General features: G+C 68.6%; 9 protein-coding genes and 1 tRNA gene. 1 reads left to right on the forward strand and 9 read right to left on the reverse strand.

Annotation, left to right across the window (positions count from 1 at the left end):
- Positions 1–72: 72 nt before the first annotated feature.
- The 8 genes from cyoD to ACS5Q7_RS02790 form a co-directional block, all read right to left on the reverse strand.
- Positions 73–468 carry a cytochrome o ubiquinol oxidase subunit IV gene (gene cyoD / locus ACS5Q7_RS02755; RefSeq protein WP_478337878.1) on the reverse strand — a complete coding sequence of 132 codons (396 nt, stop codon included), beginning with the start codon at positions 466–468 and terminating at the stop codon, positions 73–75.
- Positions 465–1,097, reverse strand: a complete 633-nt coding sequence (gene cyoC, locus ACS5Q7_RS02760; protein WP_478337879.1) for a cytochrome o ubiquinol oxidase subunit III — start codon at positions 1,095–1,097, stop codon at positions 465–467. The genes cyoD and cyoC overlap by 4 nt, the downstream gene beginning before the upstream one ends.
- Positions 1,098–1,101: 4 nt before the next feature.
- A complete protein-coding gene (cyoB, locus tag ACS5Q7_RS02765; protein ID WP_478337880.1) occupies positions 1,102–3,102 on the reverse strand; it encodes a cytochrome o ubiquinol oxidase subunit I in 2,001 nt (666 codons plus the stop codon).
- A 106-nt stretch (positions 3,103–3,208) separates the two neighbouring features.
- Positions 3,209–4,438, reverse strand: a complete 1,230-nt coding sequence (gene cyoA, locus ACS5Q7_RS02770; protein ID WP_478337881.1) for a ubiquinol oxidase subunit II — start codon at positions 4,436–4,438, stop codon at positions 3,209–3,211.
- Positions 4,439–4,547: 109 nt separating this feature from the next.
- Complete coding sequence (locus tag ACS5Q7_RS02775) at positions 4,548–5,885, reverse strand: MFS transporter (RefSeq protein ID WP_478337882.1); 1,338 nt, start codon at positions 5,883–5,885, stop codon at positions 4,548–4,550.
- A 150-nt stretch (positions 5,886–6,035) separates the two neighbouring features.
- Entirely contained in the window at positions 6,036–8,195 is a 2,160-nt protein-coding gene (locus ACS5Q7_RS02780) for a glycosyltransferase family 2 protein (protein ID WP_478337883.1), read from the reverse strand.
- Between the two features lie 29 nt (positions 8,196–8,224).
- Entirely contained in the window at positions 8,225–10,345 is a 2,121-nt protein-coding gene (locus tag ACS5Q7_RS02785) for a glycosyltransferase family 2 protein (protein WP_478337884.1), read from the reverse strand.
- Between the two features lie 2 nt (positions 10,346–10,347).
- Positions 10,348–11,394, reverse strand: a complete 1,047-nt coding sequence (locus ACS5Q7_RS02790) for a hypothetical protein (protein WP_478337885.1) — start codon at positions 11,392–11,394, stop codon at positions 10,348–10,350.
- Positions 11,395–11,616: 222 nt separating this feature from the next.
- On the opposite strand from ACS5Q7_RS02790, the gene ACS5Q7_RS02795 reads away from it, so the two are divergent.
- Positions 11,617–11,691 (forward strand) — tRNA-Val (locus ACS5Q7_RS02795).
- 205 nt (positions 11,692–11,896) lie between these two features.
- Here ACS5Q7_RS02795 and ACS5Q7_RS02800 read toward each other — a convergent pair.
- Entirely contained in the window at positions 11,897–12,736 is an 840-nt protein-coding gene (locus ACS5Q7_RS02800; protein ID WP_478337886.1) for a 3-oxoadipate:acetyl-CoA acetyltransferase, read from the reverse strand.
- Positions 12,737–12,798: the final 62 nt, after the last annotated feature.

Raw genomic sequence — 12,798 nt, forward strand, 5'->3', positions numbered from 1 at the left:
AAGCCTCGGCGCGTCCCTGGATTGCTTCGCTTCGCTCGCAGTGACGGAGGGGCCCCGGGACGGGCGGGCCCGTCACCGCATCTTTTGCAGCAGCTCGTGGTGGGCCGCCGGCATCATGTTCCGGTTCATGTGGTACATCACCCACACCGAGCCGGAGAGCAGGATGGCGACCAGCGTGACGGTGAAGATCATCGCCATGAAGGTCCAGCCGCCCTCGGACTTCGTGTTCATGTGCAGGAAGTAGACGAGGTGCACGACCATCTGCACCCCGCCGAGGACCAGCACCACCAGCGTCGTGACGAGGCTGTTGTCGAGGGTGTTGCCCATCACCAGCCAGAACGGGATCACCGTCAGGATCACGGACAGGACGAAGCCCGTCACGTAGGCCTTCACGCTGCCGTGGCCGCCCTCGGTGTGGGCATGGCCGTGATCGGAAGCGCCGTGAGCGTGGGTGGAATCCGCGCTCATTCGAGCACTCCTATCAGGTAGACGACGGTGAACACCCCGATCCAGATCAGGTCGAGGAAGTGCCAGAACATCGACAGGCACATCAGCCGGCGCTTGTTGGCCGCGACCAGCCCGTGTTTCTGGACCTGGATCATCAGGGTCACGAGCCAGAGGATGCCGAACGAGACGTGCAGCCCGTGGGTCGAGACCAGGGTGTAGAACGAGGAGAGGAAGGCACTGCGCCACGGGGGCGCGCCCTCGTGGAACAGGTGGACGAACTCACGGATTTCCAGCGTCACGAAGGCGACGCCGAACAGGCCGGTGACGGCCAGCCATAGCTGCGTCCGGCGCTGGTTGTCCTTGTCCATCTCCAGCATGGCGAAGCCATAGGTGATGGAGGAGAACAGCAGCATCGCGGTGTTCACCGCGATGCCCGTGAGGTCGAACAGGTCCTTCTGCGAAGGCCCCGCCGCGTAGTTGCGCCCGAGCACGCCGTACGTCGCGAACAGCGTCGCGAAGATCAGGCAGTCGCTCATCAGGTACAGCCAGAACCCGAGCATCGTCGAGCCTTCGCTGTGGTGGCCTTCCTCCTCCGTGGCGAAGAAGACCGGCGCAGCCGTACCGGGCGGGGCGGTGTCGGTGTGCATCATCGGATTACGCCAGCTCCAGTTCGCGCATCCGCTTGGCCTCTTCCCGCGCGACCGTCTCGGCGGGGATGTAGTACTCGCGGTCGTAGTTGAAGGTGTGGACGATGGCCGTGACGATCAGGGCCACGAAGGACAGGGCGGCGAGCCACCAGATGTACCAGACCATGGCGAAGCCGAGGATGAAGCTCAGCGCCGCCAGGATCGCCCCCGCCGCCGTGTTCTTGGGCATGTGGATCGGCCGGTAGCCGCCGGTCGGCCGGCTGAAGCCGCGGGCCTTCATGTCCCACCACGCGTCGGAATCGTGCACCACCGGCGTGAAGGCGAAGTTGTAGTCCGGCGGCGGCGACGAGGTCGACCATTCGAGCGTCCGGCCGCCCCACGGGTCGCCGGTCAGGTCGCGCAGTTCCTCGCGGCGGCGGATCGAGACCACGAACATGATGATCTGGCTGCCGATGCCGCCCGCGATCAGCAGGGCGCCGAACGCGGCGGCGATGAACCACGGCTGCAGCGACGGGTCGTCGAAATGCTGCATCCTGCGGGTCACGCCCATCAGGCCGAGCACGTAGAGCGGCATGAAGGCGAGGTAGAAGCCCGACACCCAGAGGTAGAGGGCCATCTTCCCCCAGAACTCGTCCAGCTTGAAGCCGAACGCCTTCGGGAACCAGAAGGTGACGCCCGCGAACATGCCGAACAGCACGCCGCCGATGATCACGTTGTGGAAGTGGGCGATCAGGAACAGCGAGTTGTGGAGCACGAAGTCGGCCGGGGGCACGGCCAGCAGCACGCCGGTCATGCCGCCGATGACGAAGGTGACGATGAACGCCACCACCCACATCATCGGCACCTCGAACCGGATGCGGCCACGGTACATCGTGAACATCCAGTTGAAGATCTTCGCCCCCGTCGGGATCGAGATGATCATCGTCGTGATCCCGAAGAACGAGTTCACGTCGGCGCCCGAGCCCATGGTGAAGAAGTGGTGCAGCCACACGAGGTAGGCGAGGATGGTGATGACCACCAGCGCGTAGACCATCGAGGTGTAGCCGAACAGCCGCTTGCCGCAGAAGGTCGAGGTGATCTCCGAGAACACGCCGAAGGCCGGCAGGATCAGGATGTAGACTTCCGGGTGACCCCAAATCCAGATGAGGTTGAAGTACAACATCGAGTTGCCGCCGAGGTCGTTCGTGAAGAAGTGCATCCCGAGGTAGCGGTCGAGGGACAGGAGCACGAGAACGGCGGTGAGGATCGGGAAGGCGGCCACGATCAGGATGTTCGTGCAGAGCGACGACCACACGAAGATCGGCAGCTTCATCATGGTCAGGCCCGGCGCGCGCATCTTCACGATGGTCGCGATCAGGTTGATGCCTGAGAGCGTCGTGCCCACGCCGGCGATCTGCAACGCCCAGATGTAGTAGTCGACACCGACGCCGGGGCTCATCGCCGCCCCCGACAGGGGCGGGTAGGCGAGCCAGGTGGCGCGGGAGAACTCGCCGACGAAGAGCGAGACCATCACCAGCATGCCGCCGGACACGGTCATCCAGAAGCTGAAATTGTTCAGGAACGGGAAGGCCACGTCGCGGGCGCCGATCTGCAGCGGCACGGCGAAGTTCATGAGCCCCGTGACGAACGGCATCGCCACGAAGAAGATCATGATCATCCCGTGGGCGGTGAAAATCTGATCGTAGTGGTGGGGCGGCAGGAAGCCCTGCTGGTCACCGAAGGCGATGGATTGCTGCGCGCGCATCATCAGCGCGTCGGCGAAGCCGCGCAGCAGCATGATCAGCGCGAAGATGCAGTACATGATGCCGATCTTCTTGTGGTCGATCGACGTCACCCAATCCCGCCACAGGGGTCCCCAGAAGCGGAAATAGGTGATCGTGGCGAGCACGGCCAAGCCCACCACCGCCACGCCGGCGAAGGTGCCGACGAGGATCGGCTCGTGATACGGAATCTCGTCGAGGGTAAATCGACCGAAGATCAGCTGCTGGAGATTGACGTTATCGAACATTGAATCCGACCGTTCAGAAGGTTCGAAGGCGACCGTCGCGTTGGATCTTAGATATCCTTCGCGCCGGCCCGCCTCACTGGTTCACTTCGTCACTGGTTGAGTGGCGTCACTGACTGATCTGCTTGGGAGCGACCTGCCCGCCGTCGGGCGAACCGCTTCCGGTCTCAGGCTTTGCTTTGTCCGGCGCCTCGCCCCGCGAGTCGGGGTTGCCCATGTCCGGGCGCGGCTTCATGCCCTCCGGCTGCGTCTGGCCATGCGGCCCGGTCCCGGAGGCCGGCCCCGTCGCGCCCGGCGCCTCGTGGCCTTCCCGGGCGAAGTGGTTGTCGTATTGCAGCCGCTTGTAGTTCTCCTCGCCCTCGGCGCCGCCCTGGCCGCCGCGGGCGTCGATGGCCATCATCTCCGCCATGCACATCTGGCCGGGCCGCGTGCACAGGCCGATGATCTTGCCGTAGAGGCCCTCGGCATAGGACTTGTAGTAGCGGGCCGGCTCGGACTCCGTCGGCTCGGAGAGCTTCAGATAGGCGTCCTGGTTGAGGTCGCCCCCCTCGGCCTTGGCCTTGGCGACCCAGGCGTCGAAATCCTTGTCCGCGACGCCGCGGAACTTGAAGAACATGTTCGAGAAGCCGGCGCCGCTGTAGTGGGCCGAGCGGCCCTCCGAGTCGACGGCCCTGTTGACCACCGCGTGGAGCTTCGTCTCCATGCCCGGCATGGCGTAGATCATGCCCGCCAGGGTCGGCACGTAGAACGTGTTCATCACGTCCGTCGCGGTGATCTTGAAGGTCACCGGCCGGTCCACCGGGACGGCCAGCTCGTTGACCGTGGCGATCCCGTATTGCGGGTAGAGGAACAGCCACTTCCAATCCATGGCGATCGCCTCGACCTGAAGCGGCTCGACATTGGCCGGCAGCTCGCGCTTGGCGTCCAGGCGGGTCAGGGGCCGGAACGGATCGAGGGTGTGGGTGCCGATCCAGGTCAGGGCGCCCAGCGCGATGATGATGAGGAGCGGCGCCGTCCAGATCAGCACCTCGAGCTGGGTCGAGTGGTGCCAGTCGGGATCGTAGACGGCGTCCTCGTTCGTGGCCCGGAAGTGCCACGCGAAGAACAGCGTGCAGGCGATCACCGGCACGATGATCAGCAGCATCAGGCCGGTGGAGGCCAGGACGAGGTTGCGCTGCTGCTCGGCGACGAAGCCGGCCGGGTGCAGCACCACGAGGTTGCAGCCGCCGAGCAGGGTCATCAGCGGCGGCAGCGCGATCAGCGGCGCGAAACGGCGCAGGGCACCGCGGCGTCGGCCGTGGGCGATGGTGTGGTCCGGTCGAAGGGTCGAAGAACTCACTGCTCTCGTCTCGTCATCCCGTGCCGCAGGCGCGGCATCGCCGGCCGGCGGACCCGGCCCCTCACACAACTCGGCAACATGGCCGCACCGGATCCGGCGCGGCCAAGGCTCACATCTGCCGCATCTCGGACCGGTCGATGAACAGGGCGGCCAGGGAGCAGACCGCGCCCGACAGCAGGTAGACCCCGACCAGGGCGAGACCGAAGCGGTCCGCGAGGTAGAGGGCGACCAGCGGCGCGAAACCGGCGCCGAACAGCCACGCGAAATCCGAGGTCAGCGCCGCGCCGGTGTAGCGGTAGCGCTTGCCGAGCCGCGCCGTGACCGCGCCGGAGGATTGCCCGTAGGCGAGGCCGAGCAACATGAACCCGGTGGTCACGTAGATCGTCTGGCCGATGGCGCTCTCGCCGAACAGCAGCGGCGCGAGGATCGAGCCGAGGGCGAACAGGCCGATCAGGCTGGCGCTCATGATCAGGGCGGAGCGACGGCCGATCTGGTCGGCGATCAGCCCCGAGGCGGCGACGGCGCCGGCGCAGATGATCGCCCCGGAGAACTGCACCATCAGGAACTCGCCCGGCGACCGGTCGGTGTTGTTGAGGGTGAGCCACGCGATCGGGAAGATCGTCACGAGGTGGAACAGGGCGAAGGCGGCGAGCGGCACGAAGGCCCCGAGGAGCACGTCCTTCAGGTGGTGGCGGAACAGGTCCAGCACCGGCACCGGCTGCAGCCGGTCGCTGTCCATCATGCGCGCGAACTCGTCCGTCGCCACGAGGCGCAGGCGGGCGAACAGCGCCACGACGTTGATGGTGAAGGCGCAGTAGAACGGGAAGCGCCAGCCCCAGTCGATGAAGTCCTCGGCGGAGAGGTTCACGAGGAAGAAGGAGAACAGGGCGCTGGCCACCATGAAGCCGATCGGCGCGCCGAGCTGGGGGATCATGGCGTACCAGCCGCGCCGCTCCTTCGGGGCGTTGAGGGCCAGCAGCGAGGCGAGGCCGTCCCAGGCGCCGCCGAGCGCCAGCCCCTGCATCACCCGCAGAGCCGCCAGCAGGTAGACCGAGGAGATGCCGATCGACTCGTAGCGGGGCAGGAAGCTGATCGCGGCGGTGGAGCCGCCGAGGAGGAAGAGGGCGGTGGTGAGCTTCACGCCGCGCCCGTGCCGACGGTCGATCGCCATGAACAGCGCCGTGCCGAAGGGGCGGGCGATGAAGGCCAGGGCGAAGATGCCGAAGGCGTAGAGCGTGCCGGTATGCGCGTCGACGAAGGGGAAGAACACCTTCGGGAACACCAGCACGCAGGCGATGCCGAACACGAAGAAATCGAAATACTCGGAGGCGCGTCCGATGACGACGCCCATGGCGATCTCGCTGGGCGCGACCTTGTGGTCGCCCATGGCGCGTTGTGCGTCGCGCTCGAGACCGGCGCTGGAGGAAATGGATGTGTTCGCGCTCATCGCCGGCTGCCCACCCCCGTCGCCCGTTGCGATTCCGACCGGGACTGCCTCTTGCGGCATGTCTGCCCGCGCTGCAACCTTCATTGCAAGCATAGCGGCCCCGCAGTGCCGCCGCCCACTGGGCGCACCCGCGTGCGCGCGACAATCTGCTCAGTCAGACACCGATTCCGCGAACGCGGCCAAGCTTTTGCCGCCGGTTAAGCCCCCGTTCGCCAACCCGGCCGGTCGCAGGCGCGGCGTCAGTTGTTTCGGCACGGGCTTGTTGCGGCGCAACACATGGTCGCTCCCCTCGGATGCGAATTGCGGATTGTAGAAGGGGTCGCCCGCCGCGATCAGTGCCTGCCAGCGCGCCGTGAACGCGGCGGTGTTCTCGGGGTGCTTTAGCAGGGCCTCGGCGGCGTTGCGCGTCGCGGATTCGTAGTGCCGGATCACCACGTCGCCGTCGTAGAGCACCCGGTATCCCCGCGCGCCGATTCGCAGGCAGAGGTCGGTGTCGTTGAAGCCGATATCGAGCGACTCGTCGAAGCCGTCGACCGCCTCGAAGACCGCGCGCCGCGTCATCAGGCAGGCGGCGGTCACCGCCGAGACGTCGCGGGTCGAGGTCAGGACGGCGTTCGGGCCGGCGTTGCGCACACGGTCGTGATAGGCCGGGGCGAGCTTCATCGCGTGCTCGGCCGGCCCGTTGAAGCCGACGATGACGCCGGCATGCTGCACGAGGTCGTTGCCGTAGATCAGCATCGGCCCGACGGCGCCGACGTCCCGGCGCCCGGCCAGGGAGCGCAGCCGGCCGAGCCAGCCGTCCGAGACGATCTCGACGTCGTTGTTCAGGAACAGCAGGAAGGGGACATCCCCGCCGAAGGCCCGCACGGCCTCGTTGTTCATCCGCGAGAAGTTGAACCGCCCCCGGTACGGGTGGATGCGCGCCCGTCCCTCTTCCTCCAGCCGCGAGAGATAGCGCCGCGTCGCCGGATCGTCGGAGTCGTGATCGACGATGACGAGGTCGTACTCGGCCCTGTCGGTGTGCCGCTCGATCGAGGCGACGGTCGTCTCGAGGAAGGCCAGGGCGTTCTTGGTCGGGACGACGATCAGGGTCCTGCCCGGCACGTCGGGCCAGATCACCCGGTAGGTGTTGAAGGTGTGGCCCGGCACCACCGCGCAGCCGGGATGGACCCGCGCCAGGGATCGCGCCAGCGCCCGGCTGGTGTTGCCGGTGACCTGATCCGCCTTGCCGTGGCCGGTGCTCGTGCGATGCGTTCGCCAGCGGTAGAGGAAGAGCGGCACATGGGCGACGGTCCTCGCCCGCTCCAGCGCCCGCAGGACGAAATCCACGTCCTGCGACACCGCCAAGCTCTCGTCGAATCCGCCGGCTGCCTGGGCGAGCGCTTTCCGGCAGGCGACGAAATGCACGAAGTAGGGGTGGCAGAGGTAGTAATCGAAGGAGAGGGCGGGGCGGCCAGAGAATTCGAGGAAATGGTCTGTGTTCTCGTCGGTCACGACCTCGTCGCTGTAGGCGAAATCGACCTCCTCGCGCAGGAAGGCCATCGCCATGGCATGGAGGGCCGAGGGCTCCAGCACGTCGTCGTGGTCCATGAAGGCGACGATGTCGTGCGAGGCCGCCGCGAGGCCGGCATTCGTCGCCTTCGCGATCCCGCCGTTCGTCGCGGTCCGGACGAGGGTGATGCGGCTTTCCGCGGCGGCGTGGCGGGCGAGGATCGCGGCCGTCTCGGGGTCGGTGGAGCAATCGTCGACGCAGACCAGCTCCCAGCGCGGGTGCCACTGGGCGGTGACGCTGGCGATGGCCTGTTCGAGCCACGCGGCCGGCGTGTTGTAGACCGGCATGATCACGCTGATCGCGGGCGCGTCGGCCCGGCCGTGGCGGCGCATGAACCGGTCCGCGCTCGCCTGGGGCAGGGTCCGCAGCCGGTCGCGGAAGCGGACGAAGTTCGGGTTGACGTCGACCCGCACGGGGCTTCCGAGGATCGGCCTGCCGCTGTCGGCGTCGCGGATCTCCACCGTGTCGCCCTGCGCGAAGGCGATTCCGGCGGGGAGGTCGAAACGGAAGCCGGTGAGGAGCTTGCCGTGCCCGGCCTTGGCGACGTCGTCGCGGGCGATGTCCGTCACCCCGCGCGCGACCACGGCGCCCCTATGCAGGATCTCGATGCCGACCGCCCGGTCGCGATCGGCGGTGTCGAGGGCCCAGCCCTTTACGAAGGTCTCGCAGGCGATGTCGACATGGCCGACCACGCCGGGCGGGGGCTTGGCGGTCCCGAGCAGCCTGCGCAGCCATCGCTTCAGCGGTCTCGTGACCATCGCTGCCCTCTCCGGGTCCGGTCGCGGCATCACACCCGGTAATGGGCCGAGTTCCGGGACAGGTTGACGTTGTAATAGGGGTCGGCGCGCAGCTGCGCGCCCCAGCGGCCGAGCATCACCCGCGTCTCGGCCTCGAACCGCGCCTTCTTCTCGGGCGTGTCCTCGGGGCCGCGGCTCTTCGATTCGTGGTGGATCAGCTTGGCGAAGGGCGTCCAGACGACCCGGTAGCCGGCCTCGCGGGTTCGCAGGCAGAGGTCGACGTCGTTGAAGGCGACCTTCAGCGCCTGGGCGTCGAACCCGCCGACCTCGGCGAACACGGCGGCCCGCATCGCGAGGCAGGCGCCCGTCACCGCAGAGACCTCATGCGCCAGCACCATGCGGGCGAAGTAGCCGGGGTCGGCATCCGGCATGCCGAGATGGCTGTGCCCGGCGACGCCGTCGATGCCGAGCACGATGCCCCCGTGCTGGATCGTCCGGTCGGGGTAGAGCAGCTTGGCGCCGACCGCCCCGATCTCCGGGCGCAGGGCCTGCCGCACCATCTCGGTGAGCCAGCCCGGCTCGATCACCTCGATGTCGTTGTTCAGGAACAGCAGCACCGGCCCCGCCGCCGCCGCCGCGCCCCGGTTCGACAGGTCGGAGAAGTTGAACGGGCCGGGGACGGGCACCACCCGCACCCGGGACTCGGCCGACAGCTCGGCGAAAAGCGACGCCGTGGCGGGCTCGCGGCTGTCGTTGTCGACGATCACCACCTCGATGTCCGGGTAGTCGGTGGCGCCGAGGAGCCCGTCGAGGGTCGTCCGCAGCAGGTCGGCGCGGTCGCGGGTCGGGATGATTACCGAGACCTTCGGCGGGGGCGAGGGCAGGGGATGGACGAGGCGGTTGAACCCCTCCGGGCCGCGCTCGGCGCGGGCGCCGAGGGGCGCCGCCACCTCCTCCAGGGCGCGCAGCCGCGCCCCCTCGACCCTGGCCAGCGCCCGGTCGGAGAAGGTGCCGGAGCCCCCCGCCGCGCGCCAATGGTAGAGCACGCGCGGCACATGGCGGATGCGCGACCGATCGAGCCCGGCCGTCAGGCGCAGGAGCAGGTCGTGATCCTGGCTGCCCTCGAAGCCGGGCCGCAGGCCCCCGATCCCGCGCAGGGCCTCGGTGCGGATCGCGGTGAGGTGGTTGATGTAGTTCTGGCCGTAGAGCATCTCCCGGTCGAAATCCGCCTTGAAATGCGGCTCGAACCGGCGCCCCCGTCCGTCGATCTTGTCCTCGTCGCTGTAGACGAGGACGAGGCCGGGATCCTCGCGGGCGGCACGGGCGATCTCGTAGAGGGCGTCCTCGGCGAGCATGTCGTCGTGGTCCAGGAAGGCGCACCACGCGCCGCCGGCCATGGCCAGCGCGTCGTTGGTGGCCCGCGCGATATGGCCGTTCTCGCTCCGCCGGAGCACGCGGATGCGCGGGTCGGCGGCGGCGGCGCGGGCGAGGAGACGCGGGATCGCCGGATCGGTGGAGGCGTCGTCGACGGCGCAGAGTTCCCAATGGGGATAGATCTGCGCCCTCAGGGAGGCGAGGGCAGCCCGCAGCACCTTCGGGGACGGGTCGTGCACCGGCATCAGCACCGACACGAGGGGCGGATCGCCCCATCCCGCGATCTCGGCGGCGATGGCGGCGCGCTCCGGAGCGCGCCTCCGGTGGGCCGCGATCCAGCGGGGATAGCCGGTCTCGCGCCGGCCGTTCAGGGCGCGCTCCAGCAGGCCGCGGGCGCGGACCTTCTTGCCGAGGAGGCGCCATTTGAGCGCCGTCATCGCCAGCCCCGGCGCCCGCCGCAGGGCGCGCAGCATCAGGAACGGCCGGGCGAGGCGGCGCAGGCGCGTCTCGCGCAGGGTCGCGGGCATCCTGCCGAGGCGGGTGGCGATCCTGAGCTCCACCGCCTCGGGCGGCACGCGGCCGGTCCAGAGATAGGCGCCCCCGCCGAGGGATTCCTCGTGCAGCAGCGGGCCGGGGCGCCCGTCCGGGCCGACGAAGGCCAGGGCGAACCCGATCGCCTCGGCGGCCGGGTCGTCCGCCAGCCGCAGGTCGACCCACCGCCCGCGCAGGGACGAGACCGGCAGGCGCAGGCCATCCGCCCCCTCGGCGCGGGACGGGCCGACGGCGTCGGGAGTCATCCTCACGCCTTCCAGATCTTGTCGACCGTGTCCTTCACCGCATCGGTGAGGGCGACGTCGTAGACCAGCATCTCCTGCACCGCCTTCACCGTGCGGAGCCTGTCCGCGAGGTCGGCGGTCTCGGTCGGGAGGTCGGTGGCGACGGGCACGGGGATATCGAGCCCCAGCCGGTCGATGAGGCTCGAGGCGAAGGCGTCGAACCGCTCCCGGTGGCCGACGATGCCGACGCGGGCGATCACCTCGATCGCGGCGATCGAGTGGCCGGGGAACAGCCGGTCCTCCGGCATCCGGGTGGCGAGCTGGCGGATCAGCGGATTGTAGAGAAGCCGGTAGGCCGATTCCGGCAGCATCCGGAAATAGCGCTTCAGGCTGCGCGCATCGGTCAGGTCGTACTCCGCCGCGAAGGCGGCCGCCTCCGCCAGGGGTCCGAGGCGCCAGCGCCGGGCCGGGTCGGCGGCTTCGGGCACCCGGTCGCGCAGCCACAGCATCCGCGTCGCCATCTCGACATAGGGATCCTGGACGATGATGCTGGTGAGCATCATGTCCGGCATCATGTAATGTTCGTAGCGGGGCACGATCAGCGCCCCCGACAGGAACAGCGAGGGCGTGATCTCGCTGCCCAGGATGCTGGTGAGCACCTCGTCGGTCAGCCGGTGCAGGCCGAAATGGCAATGCCGGAAGTAGGGGAACAGCGCCGTCTGGAGCGCGGTCTCGGGCTCGATCCCGGTGTTGATGAGCAGGAAGCGCTGCTGCAGCGTCCCTTCGTCGGGCAGGCGGCGATAGACCCTGACGTTCGTGTCGGCATCGAAGAGTTCGAGGTCGGTCATCTGCGTGATGCCGGGCACCTCCGCCTCGGTGACGCGGAAGGTGCACTGGCCGGTGGAGTGCCAGCCGAACTGCTTGAAGTTCTCGTCGAACAGCGAGGCGGGAATCACGGCGATGCGCCGCCCCCCGGCCGAGACGGCGACCTGGCTGATGGCGAGCGGATTGTCCGGCACGATCCAACCCTGGATCATGTTGCCCGTGTCGCAATCGATGTGGAAACGCATGCTCCGAGTCTCAGCCCACCGGAACCGGGTCCGGGCCTCGTCCCACGGTGGCGAACACGCGGGATCCGGCCGCCGGCCGGTGCGTGGCGAGGCCTTACAGGAGAGGAGGGGTCTCCACAATACGGAGGCCGGGCGAAGCGAGGCAATTGGGAAATCCGGCTTGCGCCCCCCGCTGCCAGCAGCTATAGCCCCCGCCCACCGGCAGCGAACGTCTGCCGGCCCGGGCGCGTAGCTCAGCGGGAGAGCACTACCTTGACATGGTAGGGGTCACAGGTTCGATCCCTGTCGCGCCCACCATAACTTCAACGGCCCAAGGGTCGTGGCGGTTATGGCCCCCAGGTTCAACGAACCTGTCTTCGGTCCCGGAACGGTTCAGGCAGAGCCGCGGCGACCGTTTCGATCCACCGCCCCGATCACCCTCCGAGCCGCGTCGAAGCGCATGCCGCCGGGGGCGCAGGGGTCGACCCTGCGGCCCGAGCGGGTCTCGATCGCGCGCGGGCGCCTACCGGTCGGATGCGAGGCCGAGGGCCGCGCGGGCCTCGGCGGGTGTGGCCGGGCGCCGTCCGTGACGGGCCGCCGCCGCGACCGCGAGGCTCACGAGTTCGGCGTTGCTCGCCGCCAGCCGGTCCTTCGTGACGCGGATGTTGTCCTCCAGCCCGGTGCGCACCGCGTCCGCCCCCCGGGCCAGCGCCCAGTCCATCACCACCGCCTGCTGGCGGCCGATTCCGGCGGCCGTCCAGGTCGCCCCCGGGATGACCCGGCGGGTCTCGGCGAGCAGGATGTCGAGCAGGTGCTCGTCGGCCGGCATGGCGTTCTGCACGCCCATCACGAACTGGACGTGCGGGCGGGCGTCCATCAGCCCGGCCTCGATCAGGCGCTTCGCCCCGTGGATATGCGAGAGGTCGAAGATCTCGATCTCCGGCCGGATCCCGAACTCCCGCATCTGCGTGGCGAGGTCGGTGACGAGGGTCGCGTGGTTCTCGTAGACGATGGTGGGGAAGTTCACCGAGCCCGTCGAGAGCGAGGCCATGTCGGGCCGGTGCTTCAGCGAGAGACCCCGCGCCGCCGGATCGCGCCCGCGCCCTCCCGTCGAGAACTGGACGATCATGCCGGGGCAATGCTTGCGCAGCCCCTCCTGCACGGCGGCGAACTTGTCCGGATCGGACGAGGGGCTCTCGTCCTCGTTGCGGACATGGATGTGGGCGAGGCTCGCCCCCGCCTCGAAGGCTTGCCGGGTGGATTCGATCTGCTCGGCGACGGTCACCGGAACCGCCGGGTTGTCCTTCTTGCGCGGCACCGAGCCGGTGATCGCCACCGCGACGACGACGGGTTTGCTGCTCATGGGTCCGTTCTCATCGATCGAAGGGGGCGGTCTCGTCACCGCCGCGCGGCATGATACCGAAC

The organism is Methylobacterium sp. Gmos3, assembly GCF_056430985.1.

What these genes read in the sequence shown, in the direction of transcription:
- ACS5Q7_RS02775 (WP_478337882.1), bottom strand. Translation starts at nt 5,885, where the DNA reads ATGAGCGCGAACACATCCATTTCCTCCAGCGCCGGTCTCGAGCGCGAC.
- ACS5Q7_RS02790 (WP_478337885.1), bottom strand. Translation starts at nt 11,394, where the DNA reads ATGCGTTTCCACATCGATTGCGACACGGGCAACATGATCCAGGGTTGG.
- ACS5Q7_RS02785 (WP_478337884.1), bottom strand. Translation starts at nt 10,345, where the DNA reads ATGACTCCCGACGCCGTCGGCCCGTCCCGCGCCGAGGGGGCGGATGGC.
- ACS5Q7_RS02780 (WP_478337883.1), bottom strand. Translation starts at nt 8,195, where the DNA reads ATGGTCACGAGACCGCTGAAGCGATGGCTGCGCAGGCTGCTCGGGACC.
- cyoB (WP_478337880.1), bottom strand. Translation starts at nt 3,102, where the DNA reads ATGTTCGATAACGTCAATCTCCAGCAGCTGATCTTCGGTCGATTTACC.
- ACS5Q7_RS02800 (WP_478337886.1), bottom strand. Translation starts at nt 12,736, where the DNA reads ATGAGCAGCAAACCCGTCGTCGTCGCGGTGGCGATCACCGGCTCGGTG.
- cyoC (WP_478337879.1), bottom strand. Translation starts at nt 1,097, where the DNA reads ATGATGCACACCGACACCGCCCCGCCCGGTACGGCTGCGCCGGTCTTC.
- cyoD (WP_478337878.1), bottom strand. Translation starts at nt 468, where the DNA reads ATGAGCGCGGATTCCACCCACGCTCACGGCGCTTCCGATCACGGCCAT.